The following is a 16,527-nucleotide window of genomic DNA, read 5'->3' as shown; positions in this document are numbered from 1 at the left end:
CTTATGCAACTGCCAAGATTTCCATCCAAAGGATGGATTAAATATGATAGGCAACTGAAGCGTATAGCCATTTTAAGAAAAAAGGCGTGCTGGTTTGCTATAAAGGCTAAGAGCTGAGTAAATAAAATCCTAAATGCAGTCATAAAAAGAAGGATCGATATTGATGAAAAACCAACTCAACGCCCACATTTGCCCTTTATGCGGCTGTAAAACCTGCAGCCTATTTTACCAAGATACCACAAGAAAATACCTGCGTTGTTCAGACTGTGAACTCGTTTTCGTCCCTCAATTTTACTGGCTTAATTCCGCTAATGAAAAAGCGATCTATGATTTGCACCAGAATTTTCCATCTGATGAAGGGTATCGGATTTTTTTATCGAGATTGACCAATCCGTTATTAAAACGGCTCAACTCAAAACAAAAGGGGTTGGATTTTGGTTGCGGCCCAGGTCCAACTCTTTCGTACATTCTAGAAGAGCAAGGCCACCAAGTCGATTTATATGACCCTTTTTACTACGATGATCCTTCTCTTTTTTTTAAGTCGTATGATTTTATATGTGCCACAGAAGTCGTGGAACATCTACACAACCCCAGCGCGACGTTTACCTCATTGTTTCAGGTACTAAAACAACACGGCTGGCTGGGTATTATGACGAAGATGGTAATCGACAAACAGGCTTTTCAGAGTTGGCACTATATCCGCGACCTGACACATATTTGTTTTTATAACCGCTCTTCTTTTGAGTACATTGCAAAACGTTTCAGCGCCAAAGTAAGCTTTTTCGGCAATGATGTAATTTTGCTCAACAAGTTGTAACTACATAAAAAAAAGTAAATAAAGCCGGAGCAGGAATGTCCGGCTTTATTTTTAGGAGAGTAGTTGATCAATCAAAAGCCATACTTGTGTTCCACTCTTTCCACACGTTACCTACTAATTCAGGACCTGGTTTTAAGGTTTTCTTGCCGGGTTTCCAGCCGGAAGGCGTTGCCTCGGCACCTTTAGTTTCGCGAATAAGTTGGAAAGCTTGTATCTGACGGATAGTTTCACTTACATTTCTGCCTACAGGTGGCGTCAGCACTTCAAATCCCTGAATAACGCCGTCTGGGTCGATGAGAAAACGGCCACGGGCTTCTACACCAGCTGTTTCATCGAACACACCAAATATTTTACCCACCTTGCCACCCGCATCCGACAACATCGGAAAGGGCACTCCTCCGTCGACCATTTTTGATAATTCGTTATCATCCCACATTTTATGAACAAACATGGAATCGATGGACATGGAAAGAACCTCTACACCAAGCTCTTGGAAAGTTGGATATTTTTCAGCGACCGCTGAAATTTCAGTAGCTCAGACGAAGGTAAAATCGCCCGGATAAAAGCAAAGGACCACCCATTTGCCAAGATAATCCGAGAGCTTCACATTAACAAATTTACCTTTTTGATACCCTGGGGCAACAAAATCAGGGGCTTTTTGACCGACCATTACCATTGAACGTTCCTCCCTTGGCTGTACTTGTTGTTGTTCTTGCGTTTCAACTTGCTCTTCACCCACTGGGCCACCGGTTGGCCGTGCGCATCCAACTTCAGCTTCTTCTGCCATACTATTCTCCTAGGTAAAGGTTACATGCATGTGGTGCACTGCTTATTCCTGCTGAGACTTCCTACTCAAAAAAAGACTACCACTAACACTCACAGTGAACCGGAATCACGGGTACTGCAATATCATGATCACATTTTAAAAGAGCATTGCTCTTGCTATCCTCTTTCACAGAGTTCAACAAGAATGCCGCCAGTAGCTTTAGGATGAAGAAATGCTATCTTTGCTCCTCCTGCGCCAATTCGTGGCGTTTGATCGATGAGCTTAACACCCTTTTCTTTTAATTCGTCCAGGGCGGCAGCAATATCTTCCACTTGAAAAGCAACATGTTGAAAACCAGCACCTTTCTTCTCTATAAACTTGGCTACTGGTCCATCGGGAGAAGTTGACTCCAACAGTTCAATTTCACTTTCGCCAACAGGAAAAAATGCTGTGGTGACTTTTTGTTCTTCAACCGTTTCTGCTCCTTCGAATTCAAGGCCTAAAACGTCAGTCCAAAATTTCTTTCCTTCATTAATGCTATTAACGGCAATACCAAGATGATTAATTTTAAGAATTTTCATTGTGAACCTCTCTGTTTGTTGTTCCATCCAGACGCTGTCGCTACCCAGGAAGGAACGATGGTTTAACCAATAATCAGTTGGTGGTATAGGATGAAGCACAGAGTTTGCGCAAGTTCATCCACGTTAATACTCATCGCCTTAGCACCCCTGTTTCCATATCGGATCTATACTTTAACACTATTGCTGGTAAGCATAATTTGCTATGCTCCAGGGGCATCATATCTTACAGAACCTAACAATAAAAAAGATTTAAATGCCTGTTTAAGCATTGTTATCGAAAATAATAATAACGAGAATTCACTCACGGGCCATTTGTTATCCAAAACTATTACGACAAGTGCCACTACGTGACACAGGGTGTCTACTAATAACGGTTATCCGCAAAAGGGCAAAAAAACTACTTCTTTTGACAATTAAGACAAAGTCCGTAAAAATCAAGTCTATGGCTTTCGATTTTAAATCCTGTTTCCTGCACCATCTTTTCTGTTATTTCTTTTAAATCAAACATTGATGGATCAACAATCTTCCCGCATTCCGTGCAGATAACATGCGGGTGGGGATAGGGTTTATTTGCGTCGTAGCGGTTACCTAATTCACTAAACTCTAATTCAAGCACTTCACCTTTTTGTTTGAGCAGATTCAGCGTCTTGTACACTGTCGCCAAGCTCATGGTTGGGTAATGAGCAACAAGTGTTTCATAGATGCTTTCTGCTGAAGGATGGTCTTTGCTGTCGGATAAGGCTTTTAAAACAGCATACCTCTGAGGGGTGATACGGTGATCATTATCCTTGAGTCGCCTTACCATCTGCTCTAGTCTTTTCTCTGGCTCTATTTTTTGCTGTTCAATTCCCATTTCATTAATAATTAATTGTTATTGATAATGATTATCAAAAAAGTATTTTCCTGTCGATAATAATTATTAAAACTAAATCAATTTACAGCTCACCTAATTGGCTCAATAGTATGAACCCTGGAAAACTAAGCATTTTGAAATTTTCTAAAGGTCTGCAACCAATGTTTTTTTAACCATGAGAAAACATGGCGCCTCGATGTATTGAAAATAAAAAAGCTTCCAGAACGATTAATATTATTGTAGTTTTTTTGTGACGAGAATATCAAGGATATTTTCAAAACACCGAGTTTTGCACCCATAAGGATCTACACCAAGTGATTAATGAATATCTTGTTTACGTTATATTGGCGGTTACGATTGTTGCCATTCCAGGCCCTGCAGTTGTTTTAACAATCAAAAACACTATTAAATATGGGGTTAAAATATCTGTTGCGGGCATTTTAGGCAATTTCATTGCCATGGTCGTTATGGCAACAATCTCCGCTTTCGGGTTAGGTGCTATTATCCTAGCCTCTTCAGCTTTATTTACCATAATGAAAATAATTGGCTGCATGTATTTAATTTATATCGGTGTCAGGGCTTGGCGGTCTCCACTGCCTTCAAAAGGTAAAGATTTCCCCCCTTCATCGCAAACCAACAAAGAATTTTCCTCTGTATTCAAGGAAGGACTTTGGGTTGGCATAAGCAACCCTAAAGCTATCGTTTTTTTACAGCCCTGTTTCCACAATTCATAGACGCCGGCAGATCGTTTATCCCGCAATTACACCCACAAGCTCACGTCCACGGCAGAAGAACCAAGCGACAGGCTCTTGGATTTTGACAACCTACAAGCAGCTAACACATATCAAGGCTGACGGTAGAGAAGATCAGCGATGAACAGATCATGTAAGAATACTCAAACAACGGGTGCAACAGGACAGATCAGACCGATCAGCCCAGGGGATATTGGCTGGATTATATCACAACATGGTTTGCTTTATGCGCAAGAATTTCATTTTGATATGCATTTTGAAATAGACATTAGCCGTAAAGCAGTTTCAATTTGCGATAGAGATGATCCATTTACACGTATCTGGCTCAAGGAAATCAACAGTAACAACGCAGGATCACTTGCCATCTCCAAGGTCGATGAAAGGGTGGCGTTTATTAATTTTTTGCTGGTTCTCCCTGCCTACCGAGAAAAAGGCATAGCAAAAGAGTTGATGCACTTTGCAATCCAACACGCTGAAACAGGCGGTGTAAAAAAGGTTCGCCTGGAAACATACAGCTGCCTCACAAATGCGAGAAAACTATATGCAGATCTAGGCTTCCGCATTGCAGGTCCTGTTAGAGCGTTAAGCAAGTACGGGCAAAATTTTCATCAGGAATTCTGGGAAGTAACACTATAGCAAAAAGAGGCTTTAATCGTCGAAAAATAGAGTTATTCAAAAGGATAACTGGCCTTGCACATAATCAGTTGCTGTAAAACTTATGTGATCCGTATTGGGCAATAAAGGTCATGTCATCGGCCCAGTGGGGATGAACCCTGGTATGATGGTAAAAAGTTGCTCCTTGTGTAAAATCAGGGGTAGTTAACGCTTTGAGTGCAATACTGGCACTTTGTTGTAGCGCTTTAAACTCGGTGGGCAGGTAGGACTGTTTTTGAAAAGTCCAACTGAACTGATAGGGTGCGGTAACGATCTCGCCCACACTTTTTTGTTTTGCTATGGCCCGGTTAAGAGTTACATGGGCTACGGCCATTTGGCCGATTTCAGGCTCACTTCGTGCTTCGTGGTACACATTAAGGGTAAGCCACAGCAATCCTTCTAGAAAACTCATTTTGCCTTAATCCTTGGTTACTGCCTGTACTGACTTGATCGCAGGAATCTCGCTCTTTAAAAATTTTTCAATACCCTCCTTCAACGTTACCTCGGACATAGGGCAATTTTGACAGGCTCCTGTGAGGCGTACAGTGACGATATTGTCCAAGTCCACATCTACAAACTCAACATCTCCCCCATCCTTTTGCAAGGCAGGTCGAATATCGTCGAGTGCTTCAAGTATCTTACCTTGTAGTTGATGCATGAATATTCCTTTTACAACTTGCTCAATAGAGCATGAACTTCTATCATGATATCCATATAGGTGGTTTGCTTAAAGAATGCACCTATCGATCATCCTCTGGAAAGCTTCTAAAGAAAGACCTAATTCTAATAAAAAGTACTGTATATTACCACAATTCCAGCACACAGACAACCAGGGACTGAAGAGAGCACTATTTGCAACACGAACGTATTCAAGAAAAACTCAAAGGGGTAGTGGAACGGATCACCTACCACAATGAATCCAATGGGTGGTCTGTGCTCAAGGTAAGTCCTTTTCAGGCCTACGGGGAGTTGGTGACGGTGACCGTCCATCAAACCAGGGTTTTTGCCGGGGCAACCATGGCATTTACGGGCGCGTGGACCCTTCACCCGCGATTTGGAAAACAGTTCAAGGCAGCTTTTGCCACTGAACTCAAACCAGCCACCACCAGTGCAGTGGAAAAATATTTGGGCTCCGGCCTGATTAAAGGGGTCGGGCCTAAGACCGCAAAAAGAATTGTTCGTCATTTTGGTGAAAATACTCTGGAAGTGTTTGAAAATGATATCGAGCAACTGGTGAATGTGCCGGGCATCGCCGCTAAAAAGCTTGCGTCCATAGAAAAAGCATGGACTGAGCATAAGGCGATCCGCGACGTGATGATGTTTCTTCAGTCTTACGGTATTTCAACTCTTTTTGCCGTGCGTATCTATAAACAATACGGAGATGAAGCAATCTCCATTGTCCAGAAGAACCCTTATCGCTTGGCTATCGACTTTTACGGTATCGGATTTTTCACAGCCGACAAAGTAGCGCTTGCTCTGGGATTTGCAGAAAATTCACACGTTCGAATCATTGCAGCCATCAGGCATGTACTTTCAGCGTCGCGTGATTCCGGGGACTGCTTTCTTTCCAAAAAGCAGGTCACGGAACGGGTAAACAAACTCCTGACACTTGAGCTTGCTGCCGTCATTCCTGAGCACCTGGATGCTATGGAACATCAAGGCCAATTGCGCGTGCGTCGTTTAGCACTGGGAGAAAATGAGGAACTTTCGTCCTGTTATTACGCAAAATCGATTTATTATGATGAAGAATATACCGCAACCAGACTGCTGGCGGCAGTAGCCACACTGGGAGAAAGTGAGCAACGCATTCGGCAGTGGGTTGAGCGCTATACGCAGCAGGTCCAGCTTGCACTCAGCCCTGAACAGTCCGAGGCGGTCTGTTCTATTGCCAACCAGCAGTGCTCCATTCTTACCGGCGGGCCGGGTTGTGGCAAAACAACCACCACCAAAGCGATCGTAGCTTTAGTATTGGCCATGGGAAAAACTGTGATGCTGACAGCACCTACCGGTCGGGCAGCCCAACGAATGGGAGAAGTCATTGGCCAGGAGGCAAAGACGGTTCACAGATTACTGGAATTCCAGGGAACGGGATTTAACAAAAATGAGGACAACCCGCTTAAAACAGATTTTCTCATTATCGATGAATGTTCTATGCTTGACATTACCTTGACGGCTTCGCTCTTGCGAGCCGTCAGCAAAAACACGGCTATCCTTTTTATCGGTGACGCTGACCAACTTCCCGCCGTTGGAGCCGGCAATGTCCTCAAGGACATGATCAACTCCCGTATTATTCCCTGTTTTCAACTCACCGCTATCTTTAGACAAGCTAAGCAATCCCATATAATTACAACGGCGCACGAAATAAACAAGGGAAGGGTACCAAGACTGGATTCACCTTTTAAAAAACCTGAAGTTTGGCGTACAACAGACTGTTTTTTTGTCGATTCAGACGAAGCAACACAGCAGCAGCTTAAATTTACGGCAAAGGTAAAACAACATTATCATGATATTGATAACCGCGAAGCAGCATTTGACCAATCTCCTTTTGATATTGAAATCGATGAGAGCGGCACGACCTACTGTGCGCTCCCCGTGCCTTCCCCTTTCAGCCATGTCGATCTTGGAGCTCTTGCTACCGCCGATGCAGGTGCCGATACGCTACTTACCCTGGCCCAAAAGACCCATCCCTGGTCATCCCTTTATTACGGACTAACAGCCCAAGACGTGGTGCAGCAGCTCTACCTCAACTGGATTCCCAAATACATGGGAAAGAAAACAGAAATCCAGGTTCTTTCTCCCATGATTCGCGGCTCGCTTGGTACCGGCAATCTTAACCTGGTGCTGCAGAAAACCATTAATCCACCCACAGAAAACAAAGCAGAACTGACTGTCGGCGAGCGAATTTTCCGTGTCGGAGATAGGGTCATCCACCGGCGCAACAATTACGATCTGAATGTCTTTAATGGCGATATAGGGAAGATAGAAAGCGTGGACAACACCAACTTGAAGCTATCTGTGGTCTTTTACCCTGATAGCAGGGTTGTTGAGTACAACCGGGAACAGATCACTGAACTGGATCTGGCTTATGCCATTACTATCCATAAGTCACAGGGCTCTGAGTTCGACGCTGTGATCATTCCGGTGTTGACCCAGCATTTCAAGATGCTGTTTCGCAATCTCCTTTACACAGGTGTTACCAGAGGGAAAGAGCTGGTAGTCCTTGTTGGTACCAGAAAGGCTCTTGCCATGGCTGTTAAAAATCAGGATACGTCCCTGCGACAGACTGCATTGTGCCACTTGCTGCAGTCGGGGCTCAGCCCGAATTTCTCATGAGCTTTTTTATTTTCGACTTAAAATGTTGATATTTATAGAAAATACGGTAGCGCTAAAAAAACAGACTGTTTTTTCGTCGATAACCAAAAAACTCATCCTCCGGGTCAGGTAGATTTTCTCTTGAATATTGTCCCCTTATTGCCTTTTTTGCACCTCAACCAAGAATTTCTTTATGTTGAGTTGGATCACCTGGAGTAATAATATAATGCATAGCCGGAAATCTTGAGCAAGACGCCGCCTGAACTTACGAGAACCCCAGCCTAAGCATCAACTCAAAAAGGTTGAAAAATATTACAGCGATCAGAGTCAGAGAAGATTATAAATGATTATATTACTTTCAGGTTGCTATTCAGTGAAGACCTGAAAACTGTCAATCTACTCCGAACTGTAACTGTAGAGCAATGTTCGAAACGTTCTTAAGTTGACCGATGTAGCGGATACGTCCCGACTTCGATACATCAGTATGCTGTACGGGCAGACTGTGGAGAGTTGGGGGCTGCTGAATAGTTACACTTTTTAATTACTTATTTACCTTACAAGAGAAATATGAGTGCAAAAATAATTCGTGGTTCTGAAATAGCCAAGACCATTCGTCAGGAAATAGCAGAAGAGGTTACCGCCTTAAAAGAAAGCCATAACATTATTCCCGGCTTGGTAACTATCCTGGTGGGGGATGATCCTGCTTCCCGCTCCTATGTGGCAGCCAAAAACAAAACCGCCGGCGTGCTTGGCATCTATTCCAAACAGGTAAGCCTGCCTGCTGATACTCCCGAAGAGACATTGCTGCAAACCGTTGCCCAGTATAATAATGATCCACAGATCCATGGTATTCTTGTCCAGTTGCCACTCCCGAAGCATATCAACGAGGCAAATGTCCTGTTTGCCATTGATCCGGAAAAAGACGTGGATGGTTTTCATCCTGTCAATGTAGGCAAGATGGTCCTTGGCGAACAGTGCTTTCTGCCCTGTACTCCCCACGGGATACTGGAGCTGCTTGCCCGCTCCGGCTACGAAACCTCAGGCGCGGAGGTGGTTATCGTCGGTCGCTCCAACATTGTTGGTAAACCAGTGGCCAACCTGATGCTGCAAAAACGTGATAGCGGCAATGCAACCGTCACCCTCTGTCATACCCGTACAAAAGATCTCGGTTTCCACACCAGGCGAGCAGATATTTTAATTGTTGCTGCCGGAGTGGCAAAGATGATTTCCGGCGATGACGTAAAAGATGGAGTTGTGGTGATAGATGTCGGGGTAAACAGGGTAGGGGAGACTGCTGAAGGCAAAGCCCTGCTCGTCGGTGACGTTGATTTTGAATCGGTACGGAAAAAAGCCGCTGCAATCACTCCTGTACCCGGCGGCGTGGGTCCCATGACCATTACCATGCTGATGAAAAACACCTTACAGGCCGCCAAACAGACAGTTGGCGCATAATCTTATGGTTGACTGGATTTTTACTATAACGCAGGGATTGGGAAAAAAACAATTTTTCAAGACACCTTTAAGATGAGCAAAGACTCCCATACAGGCTCTGTTTCAATATGCCTGTAGTTATTGGAGAATACCAGCTATGAAGCAAGAAAAAAAAGAAGTTTGTCCAACATGTGGAGGTACCGGCGAAATCGGTTTTTTCCAGGGAGAAAGCCGGTTTCTCCTTACCCGCGAGGAATGTCCTGCCTGTTGCGGCCTCGGCTATATCTTAGCGGAAGATGAAAATGATAAAATGCAGGTATTGCCTGATAAAGCAGCATCCGGACCAGACAACACTTAACACCTGCCGTCCTTAAACAGCGTGTAATTCTGAGGCGATACCTTTCATTTACCGGAAGTACAAAGTACAATAAGTCACAATCAACTGTAAAGCAGTGCAACTATGGGGAGAGCGTACATGAAACCGCATATTTTTTGCCTTTTGCTTATATCGGCCCTGATAATGGTCAGTTGCAGTACCGTTAGTGTTAATTATGACTACGACCAAGAGGCTGACTTTGCAACAATCGAGACCTTTGCCTGGCGGCAGGCTAATGCGAAAGACGATGCGCTTGAAGCCAACCCCCTGCTGAAAAAACGTGTTCTCGCGTCGATAGAAAAACATCTTGTTGCCAAAGGCTATAAAAAAGCTACAGCGACTGAACCCGATATCTACGTTATTGCCCACGCCGGCATTCAGGAAAAAATGAGGGTTACAAACTGGGGCGGTGCAGGCGGCTATTACGCTTCACCAATGTACGGTCCATGGTGGGGAACCGATGGGTACCACAATCGGATTGACGTTAACTATTACACCGAAGGCACGCTTATAATTGATATTGTTACAGCCAAAAATAATGAACTTATCTGGCGGGGCGCTGGCACGGGACTGGTCAAGAACTACAAAAACCAGGAAAAAATGCAGAAGAACATTGATACCTATGTCGCAGACATACTCAATCACTTTCCACCTGGAAACGAAAAGGAAGGTGAAAAATAAGACAGACGTTACCCTGACCAATAGATGTTGCACATGTAGTATTAAATGCGAGCTTAAGGAAAAAAATGGCTACCAATGATCCCAAGGTATTACCTACCAAACCAAAAAAAAGTGCCGACGCAAATAACACAGCGAGCAAAAAAGAAGAGGCGGCATTTGATCTTGATAGTTACCAGTGGTTCCTGAATCGTGAATTGACATGGCTGGAATTTAACCGGCGGGTATTGCATGAAGGCCAGGATGATAGCACCCCCCTCCTGGAAAGGGTGAAGTTTCTAGCCATCATCAGCAATAATTTTGACGAGTTTTTCATGAAGCGGATCGGTGGTCTCAAACAACAGGTGGGAGCCGAGTTAAAGCAACTTTCCGATGATGGAAGAACTCCCCAGCAGCAGATCGATGAATCCTATGCTGTTGTTCGCGATATACTCCACCAGCAGCAGACCTTAGAGAGTGAACTCCTGCAGTTGCTTGCAAAGGAAAGTATCCATATAGTTGAATACCAAAGTTTGGACAGCGAACAATGTAAGAAACTAGATGTTTTTTTTCTGGAGAGCATTTACCCGCTTCTGACGCCGCAGGGCATGGATCCTGCCCACCCGTTCCCTTTTATATCGAACCTGTCTCTTAATTTACTGGTTGCGACCCATCACCAGAACGAAGACCACATCTACCTCAATCGCATAAAGATCCCTACCGAAATCGGTATCCCTCGGTTTATAGAAATTGACGAAGGGACAGATGTGTATGTTCGTTTCGAAGACCTGGTCGCCAACAATCTCAAAACTATCTTTCCTGGTATGATTATTGACACCTGTGAATTTTTCAGGGTCACCAGGAACGCCATCACTGAAAATACTCTTGACCTGGCATCCGACCTGCTGGCCATGATTGAATCGGCACTGCAAGACCGAAAGTTTGCAGAAATTGTCCGTCTTGAGGTCAGCAGCAACATGACCCGGCAACACCGAGGCATGTTGGCAGCAGAGCTTGGTATAGATTCACGCAAGGATGTTTTTGAAGTAGACGGCATTATGGACAAACGGGATCTGTTTCAAATAGGAGCTATCCATAAGCCCCATTTACATTTCCCGCCCCACCTGCCTTTGGATCATTTTCGCCTTGCCGGCGATTCACCCAATATCTTCCACCTTATAAGGGAAGAGGGGCCCTTTTTACTACAGCATCCCTATGAATCGTTCAGTTCGTCTGTGGAACGATTTTTAAAAGAGGCCAGCACCGACCCCAAAGTACTGGCAATAAAGATGACCCTGTATAGAACATCTGCAGATTCCAGAATTATAAAGTACCTTCTGGATGCTGCGCACAACGGCAAACAGGTTGCGGTGGTGGTGGAGCTCATGGCTAGATTTGATGAGTCTGCAAATATCCGGTGGGCAACATTCCTGGAAAAAGCAGGCATACATGTTACTTACGGTGTTGTTGGCCTAAAAACACATTCCAAGGTTATTTTTGTCGTACGCCAGGACTTTAACGGTATTAAACGATACGCCCACATAGGAACCGGCAACTACCACGCAGAGACCGCCAGATTATACAGCGACCTGGGAATACTGACTTGTGATTCGGATATCGGCAATGACCTGACCGAGCTGTTCAACTACTTGACCATGGGGTATGCGCCTCTGCGTAATTACACCAAGCTTCTTCCATCGCCCAAAGTACTGAAAGCAAAACTACTGGAATACATTCATCAGGAGATTCAACTGCATTCCGATAAAAATCCCGGTTTGATCCAGCTGAAGACCAATGCACTGACCGATTCAGACATTATAAAGGCTCTCTATCTTGCTTCTCAGGCAGGGGTACAAGTCGACTTACTTGTGCGTGACTCCTGCCTGCTCAGGCCCGGCATTCCCGGCCTTTCCGATAATATTAGAGTAGTTTCCATTGTCGGTCGTTTTTTAGAACATTCCCGCATCTACTACTTCAAACACAAAGGGGACGATAAATATTTCATTGGTTCGGCTGACCTGATGAAACGCAACCTGGAAAGAAGGGTTGAGGTGATAACGCCTGTAGAGGCGCCGGCACTGTGCAAGCAACTCCGAGAAATCATAGACCTGCAACTTGCTGATAAACGCGGTGCCTGGGATATGCAGGCAGATGGGACATACATCCACAGGACACCCAGCCAACGGAGCGAGAATGCTTCGTCCCAGGAGCAGTGTATTCAAAAAAGCGCTAAACGACTGGCCGAAGCCAAGCGGCAATCTAAAAAAAAGAAATACAGTAAAAAAATCGCCAAACGAAAAAAACATTAACGGAACAGTTGGCAGCCCAGTCTACATTTCAACAAAAATTTCATTACCAATTAGCCCCTCTATTTGTGTAGAATATGGTACTCATTCAACACGTATATTCAGCAAGGTTTTATGTTTTCGGACAGCTTTGATAAGAACTAGGTATCATAGGAGCCTGTCGGATTGAGCAATTTTTTCTTCAAATCAAGGCATTGTCGGAAAAATAAGCACAGCAATGATGAACACAGATGCAAGCTGATCACTTACCCTCTAGTGCAATGCTTACCTGCTGAGATAATTCAGAAAAAGTAATTGGCTTTGCCATAAATCGTGTTACGCCAACCAACTTTGCTTTTTCTTGGTTGTTCTTCTCGTTTAAGCCACTACAAATAATAAGAGGGATATCTGGCCGAATTTTCAAAAACTCTTCTGCCAATTGAACTCCTGTCATATTCGGCATCGATAAATCGGTAATCACCAAGTCAAACTCTCCTGGGTTTAACCGAAATAGCTTTAAAGCGTTAAGACTGCTATTCTGAATAGTTACAGTTTCACAAAAAAAGTCTCTAGCAAATTTTCTTCTTGAATAAATACATGTCAAACGAAGTATGCCGTTCAAGGTTATATGTTTTATAATGCTTTGAATATCTGTACCCAGCTGGAATATTTCCATACTACTGAGTGGTACAAATAAATAGTTGTTTCATTACAGTGTATTCAGCACTCTAACGGTTATACGATTCCCTTTAACTACTTACAAATTTTATGTCTTCTGAACGAAGGTGACTGCCCTCGATGCAGAGTAGTGGATACTCACTTTGACTAATGGTACTAAAGCTTATAGGGGGAAGTTGAGAATTGAGAAGTCTAGGTTCGATCACGATATTTCAAATATATCATCACTGGAAAGGGTGACCACAGATAAGAAATTACCCATAAATATCTCTAGCCTAAAAGGCTTAAAGGTAACATTCTATTCTTCCAGATTATCTTGGACGGCAAGCACCTATTGGATATAGGTGAAATTGGGTACTTCGATCAGCAACCCGCTCCACGGTCAGCGTGCAGACGCCGAACTCCTGGTCAACATACCCTTCCAGCAGCAATGGCCCTTTGCTGTGCAGCAAATGGCAGAACCGATCATAGACTTTTGGGAAAAAAGTACACTCCACCTGTCCGGTTTCATCTTCAAAACTTATAAATTCCATGGGGTCTCCCTTTTTGGTACCAACCACCTTACCAGCGATCATCCACCCCAGAAAACGAATACGAGGCTTACGGGTTTGCGCTTGATGTGATGCCGCGTATCGCTCAATATCCTGCGCATAAACAGTTTGCTGCTGACGGCGATGCCGATCAAACAGAACAATGGGATGACAGCCGCATAGAAACCCAAGTACCCGGTACTCGTTGCGTAACCGCTCCAGAGAATCACCCTTGGGTAAATCAGGGGGCCTCACCAATGGTGTAAAAAGAGACAGAACCCGTTTTTTTCTGTTTTTCTGCCATTTAGCAAGCAGCCAGCAAAGGGCTCCCCGGTTCTGTTCACCTTGATGGGGCTCCAGTGTATCCAAGGCACCGCAATGGATAAGAGCCAGTGCTTCATCACCTGCCGGCTCGACCCGGGACAAAAAATCCATGACCGAGGCAAACTGATGCTCCGCACGCCTTGCCACCAGAGCTTTTAGCGTTTTTTGCGACATTCCCTGCACAGCCATCAGGCCGACCTGTAACCGTTCTTTTCGGCCTGTCCAATCAATGGGACTTGTATTGACATCCGGCGGCACTACTGTCAATCCCATGCGCCTGGCCTCGGAGACGTAAGCAAAGGTCGAATAAAATCCGCCCTGATTGGAAATAACCGCAGCCATGAATTCGGCAGGATGATGGACTTTAAGATATGCCGCCTGAAAGGATACCTTGGCATAGCTTGCGGAATGGGGTTTACAAAAAGAATAGCCGTCAAAACTCATCATCATCTTCCAGATCCGGGTTGCTGTTGCTTCGGCAACCTTACGCTCTGCTGCCTTGGCAAAAAAACGGGCTTTAAAGTCTGCCAGCTTTTTCTGCTTGTCCTTTTTGGACATGATCTTGCGCAAACGATCGGCATCGCTATCGTTAAATCCAAACTGCACAGCTACTCTGGAGACATCCTCCTGGTAGACCATAATCCCGTAGCTTCCATCCAGCACATTGCCCACTAAAGGATGGAGAGGCTCCCATGAACCACCATGAAGACGACGCAGGTATTCCCGAATAAATTCATTGGCTGCAGGGCGAATGATAGAGGAGTGGATAACCAAGTGTTCAAAATCGCCGACTCTAGCTTTTTTTTGTAGCAGGCGGGTGGCAGGGCTTTCGATATAAAAACAGCCCATGGTTTTCCCCTGGGCAATACTTTTTTGGGTTAAAGGATCATCTTCCGGTTGCCAGCCGGCCTCGTCAAAAGGCTCATGGTGAGAACGGATATTATCAATAGCATCCCGGATTACCCCGAGACTGCGATTACCAAGTAAATCTATCTTGACCAGTCCGGCTGTTTCGGCACCATCTTTTTCCCATTGAATAATAGGAACCCCTTTGGGCGCATACTCAACCGGTACATATCCGGAGATCGGCTCTGGGGTGATGACAACTCCGCCTGGATGAACAGAAAGATGCCGCGGAGTACCACTTATTTTTTCAGCCATGGCAAGAATACGGGGCCAGGGCCCTGTAAAATGTACGTCCCGGAGCTGTGGTAGACTTTCCAGATAGGGGAGGAAACCGTTTTGCAGACGATGAGCTCGCCCCATCCAAGGTAATTTTTTAGTAACTCTTGAAATTTCACATCCAGGCAGGCCAAAAACCTTGGCTGTTTCACGAATAGCCATTCGCGGCTGCAGGAAAACGTGGTTGGAAACCATAGCAGCATGAACGCCGAATTCACCAAGTACACCTTCTAAAATAGCGTCGCGTTCATCCCAGGAAAAATCAACGTCAATATCCGGCGGATCACTTCGACCTGGATTCAGAAACCTGGCAAAGTAAAGGTTATGCTTTACCGGGCAGACATTGGTAATAAACAGGCAGTAGGCAACCAGGGATGCAGCACCTGACCCTCGGCCGCAGGTCCTGGCAACCGAGCCGACAATATCTTTAACGACTAGAAAATAAGAAGAGAAATGCATATCGCCAATCACCTGCAGTTCGTGCTGCAGACGAGAGAAAACTTGGGCGGGGAGGGGAGAGCCATAACGTTTAATCGCCCCCTCATGCGCTAACTGGTGCAATCGCGTATCTGCATCACCATGGCTACATGGCGGTAAAACAAGCTGGGTCGAAGGCCTGCTGAAAACGCATTTTTCAACAATATGCCGCACGTTCTCCACAGCCTCCGGCCACTGGCTAAAGCAGTGCGCAAATGCAGCAGGAGAGGGCATGTATTTATCAGTACCAACCGTATCCCGGGGCGATAATCTACTGATGGATACATTATTATTGATGGCTCTGAGCAGTTGATGCAGCTTATAATCTTCCGGGGCTAAAAAAAAAGCATCAGCAACGGCAACTGCCGGGATACTCCTCCCCATGGCTGCTCTACGCAAAACGCTATTGTGTTGATCGGGCTTAGTGACAAGGGCTGCCGCTGTATCAGCACCCAGTGCATGGCAATGGTAGAGCAGAGAAATAGACGTCGGCAAAATCACCAAACCCTGATGATATTGCTCCAGTGCCTGTTCCGGTTGAAAAGGTTGCTTGTTATGGTAGCAGGTAAGGAGGCGGCAAAGGTTTCGAAATCCATCCTGATTTTTCACCAGACAAAAAAAACGACCCTGCCGGGTACGTATCTCAGCTCCGATAATTGGTCGAAGTCCGTGTTCCTGGCAGGCGCTTAGATAAGTCCAAAGCCCATACACATTATTCATATCGGTTACAGCTATTGTCCTGTATCCGATTTGCCGTGCCTGGCGACATAGTTCGGCCATGGAGGCGGTGCCTTCCCTCATGGAATAATGGGAGTGTACACCAAGGGCAACAGAGGGTGGAAACATGGAACT

Annotated in this window: 15 protein-coding genes; 8 read left to right on the top strand and 7 right to left on the bottom strand. The window is 45.0% G+C overall.

The window, feature by feature from the left end; all coding sequences use genetic code 11:
• The first annotated feature begins 163 nt into the window (after nucleotides 1–163).
• Nucleotides 164–817 carry a class I SAM-dependent methyltransferase gene (locus tag JWH17_RS04190; protein WP_205221317.1) on the top strand — a complete coding sequence of 218 codons (654 nt, stop codon included), beginning with the start codon at nucleotides 164–166 and terminating at the stop codon, nucleotides 815–817.
• Nucleotides 818–884: 67 nt separating this feature from the next.
• Here JWH17_RS04190 and prxU read toward each other — a convergent pair whose 3' ends face one another.
• The 3 genes from prxU to JWH17_RS04170 all read right to left on the bottom strand — a co-directional run bounded on the left by prxU (nucleotide 885) and on the right by JWH17_RS04170 (nucleotide 3,017).
• Nucleotides 885–1,604, bottom strand: coding sequence for a thioredoxin-dependent peroxiredoxin (prxU, locus tag JWH17_RS23635; RefSeq protein ID WP_232370887.1), 720 nt, complete (start codon nucleotides 1,602–1,604; stop codon nucleotides 885–887).
• Between the two features lie 155 nt (nucleotides 1,605–1,759).
• Nucleotides 1,760–2,164 (bottom strand): methylmalonyl-CoA epimerase, encoded by a 405-nt coding sequence (mce, locus tag JWH17_RS04175; RefSeq protein WP_205221314.1) that lies wholly within the window; start codon nucleotides 2,162–2,164, stop codon nucleotides 1,760–1,762.
• 397 nt (nucleotides 2,165–2,561) lie between these two features.
• Nucleotides 2,562–3,017: a Fur family transcriptional regulator gene (locus JWH17_RS04170; protein WP_205221313.1), complete on the bottom strand. Its 456-nt coding sequence runs from the start codon at nucleotides 3,015–3,017 to the stop codon at nucleotides 2,562–2,564.
• 314 nt (nucleotides 3,018–3,331) lie between these two features.
• Here JWH17_RS04170 and JWH17_RS04165 point away from each other — a divergent pair, with 314 nt between their 5' ends.
• Nucleotides 3,332–3,751: a LysE family translocator gene (locus JWH17_RS04165; RefSeq protein WP_205221312.1), complete on the top strand. Its 420-nt coding sequence runs from the start codon at nucleotides 3,332–3,334 to the stop codon at nucleotides 3,749–3,751.
• A gap of 138 nt (nucleotides 3,752–3,889) precedes the next feature.
• Nucleotides 3,890–4,405, top strand: a complete 516-nt coding sequence (locus JWH17_RS04160; protein ID WP_205221311.1) for a GNAT family N-acetyltransferase — start codon at nucleotides 3,890–3,892, stop codon at nucleotides 4,403–4,405.
• Nucleotides 4,406–4,469: 64 nt separating this feature from the next.
• Here JWH17_RS04160 and JWH17_RS04155 read toward each other — a convergent pair whose 3' ends face one another.
• Both JWH17_RS04155 and JWH17_RS04150 read right to left on the bottom strand, forming a co-directional pair.
• Nucleotides 4,470–4,835, bottom strand: coding sequence for a cell wall hydrolase (locus JWH17_RS04155; protein WP_205221310.1), 366 nt, complete (start codon nucleotides 4,833–4,835; stop codon nucleotides 4,470–4,472).
• Between the two features lie 6 nt (nucleotides 4,836–4,841).
• The gene (locus tag JWH17_RS04150; protein WP_205221309.1) at nucleotides 4,842–5,081 is read right to left on the bottom strand and encodes a NifU family protein; all 240 of its coding nucleotides are present in this window, start codon (nucleotides 5,079–5,081) and stop codon (nucleotides 4,842–4,844) included.
• 194 nt (nucleotides 5,082–5,275) lie between these two features.
• Between JWH17_RS04150 and recD2 the strand changes: the two genes are divergently transcribed.
• The 5 genes from recD2 to ppk1 all read left to right on the top strand — a co-directional run bounded on the left by recD2 (nucleotide 5,276) and on the right by ppk1 (nucleotide 12,508).
• Nucleotides 5,276–7,756: an SF1B family DNA helicase RecD2 gene (gene recD2, locus JWH17_RS04145; RefSeq protein ID WP_232370886.1), complete on the top strand. Its 2,481-nt coding sequence runs from the start codon at nucleotides 5,276–5,278 to the stop codon at nucleotides 7,754–7,756.
• 546 nt (nucleotides 7,757–8,302) lie between these two features.
• Complete coding sequence (locus JWH17_RS04140; RefSeq protein WP_205221308.1) at nucleotides 8,303–9,187, top strand: bifunctional 5,10-methylenetetrahydrofolate dehydrogenase/5,10-methenyltetrahydrofolate cyclohydrolase; 885 nt, start codon at nucleotides 8,303–8,305, stop codon at nucleotides 9,185–9,187.
• Nucleotides 9,188–9,323: 136 nt separating this feature from the next.
• On the top strand, nucleotides 9,324–9,524 hold the full coding sequence (locus JWH17_RS04135) for a hypothetical protein (protein ID WP_205221307.1): 201 nt from the start codon (nucleotides 9,324–9,326) through the stop codon (nucleotides 9,522–9,524).
• 117 nt (nucleotides 9,525–9,641) lie between these two features.
• Nucleotides 9,642–10,223 carry a DUF4136 domain-containing protein gene (locus JWH17_RS04130; RefSeq protein ID WP_205221306.1) on the top strand — a complete coding sequence of 194 codons (582 nt, stop codon included), beginning with the start codon at nucleotides 9,642–9,644 and terminating at the stop codon, nucleotides 10,221–10,223.
• 65 nt (nucleotides 10,224–10,288) lie between these two features.
• A complete protein-coding gene (gene ppk1, locus JWH17_RS04125) occupies nucleotides 10,289–12,508 on the top strand; it encodes a polyphosphate kinase 1 (RefSeq protein WP_205221305.1) in 2,220 nt (739 codons plus the stop codon).
• Between the two features lie 238 nt (nucleotides 12,509–12,746).
• Here ppk1 and JWH17_RS04120 read toward each other — a convergent pair whose 3' ends face one another.
• Nucleotides 12,747–13,160, bottom strand: coding sequence for a response regulator (locus JWH17_RS04120; RefSeq protein ID WP_205221304.1), 414 nt, complete (start codon nucleotides 13,158–13,160; stop codon nucleotides 12,747–12,749).
• A gap of 313 nt (nucleotides 13,161–13,473) precedes the next feature.
• A complete protein-coding gene (locus JWH17_RS04115; protein ID WP_205221303.1) occupies nucleotides 13,474–16,521 on the bottom strand; it encodes a DNA polymerase III subunit alpha in 3,048 nt (1,015 codons plus the stop codon).
• Nucleotides 16,522–16,527 lie beyond the last annotated feature (6 nt).

Origin of the sequence: Desulfogranum marinum, assembly GCF_016918565.1 — a bacterium.
Lineage (GTDB): Bacteria > Desulfobacterota > Desulfobulbia > Desulfobulbales > Desulfobulbaceae > Desulfogranum > Desulfogranum marinum.
Note: the sequence above shows the minus strand (reverse complement) of the source record. Positions and strands in the feature narration are given on the sequence as shown.

Excerpts from the sequence above, each read along its gene's own strand:
- mce (WP_205221314.1), bottom strand. The coding sequence starts at position 2,164 with ATGAAAATTCTTAAAATTAATCATCTTGGTATTGCCGTTAATAGCATT.
- JWH17_RS04135 (WP_205221307.1), top strand. The coding sequence starts at position 9,324 with ATGAAGCAAGAAAAAAAAGAAGTTTGTCCAACATGTGGAGGTACCGGC.
- JWH17_RS04155 (WP_205221310.1), bottom strand. The coding sequence starts at position 4,835 with ATGAGTTTTCTAGAAGGATTGCTGTGGCTTACCCTTAATGTGTACCAC.
- JWH17_RS04160 (WP_205221311.1), top strand. The coding sequence starts at position 3,890 with ATGAACAGATCATGTAAGAATACTCAAACAACGGGTGCAACAGGACAG.
- JWH17_RS04115 (WP_205221303.1), bottom strand. The coding sequence starts at position 16,521 with ATGTTTCCACCCTCTGTTGCCCTTGGTGTACACTCCCATTATTCCATG.
- JWH17_RS04130 (WP_205221306.1), top strand. The coding sequence starts at position 9,642 with ATGAAACCGCATATTTTTTGCCTTTTGCTTATATCGGCCCTGATAATG.
- JWH17_RS04120 (WP_205221304.1), bottom strand. The coding sequence starts at position 13,160 with ATGGAAATATTCCAGCTGGGTACAGATATTCAAAGCATTATAAAACAT.
- JWH17_RS04170 (WP_205221313.1), bottom strand. The coding sequence starts at position 3,017 with ATGGGAATTGAACAGCAAAAAATAGAGCCAGAGAAAAGACTAGAGCAG.
- JWH17_RS04190 (WP_205221317.1), top strand. The coding sequence starts at position 164 with ATGAAAAACCAACTCAACGCCCACATTTGCCCTTTATGCGGCTGTAAA.
- JWH17_RS04150 (WP_205221309.1), bottom strand. The coding sequence starts at position 5,081 with ATGCATCAACTACAAGGTAAGATACTTGAAGCACTCGACGATATTCGA.
- ppk1 (WP_205221305.1), top strand. The coding sequence starts at position 10,289 with ATGGCTACCAATGATCCCAAGGTATTACCTACCAAACCAAAAAAAAGT.
- JWH17_RS04140 (WP_205221308.1), top strand. The coding sequence starts at position 8,303 with ATGAGTGCAAAAATAATTCGTGGTTCTGAAATAGCCAAGACCATTCGT.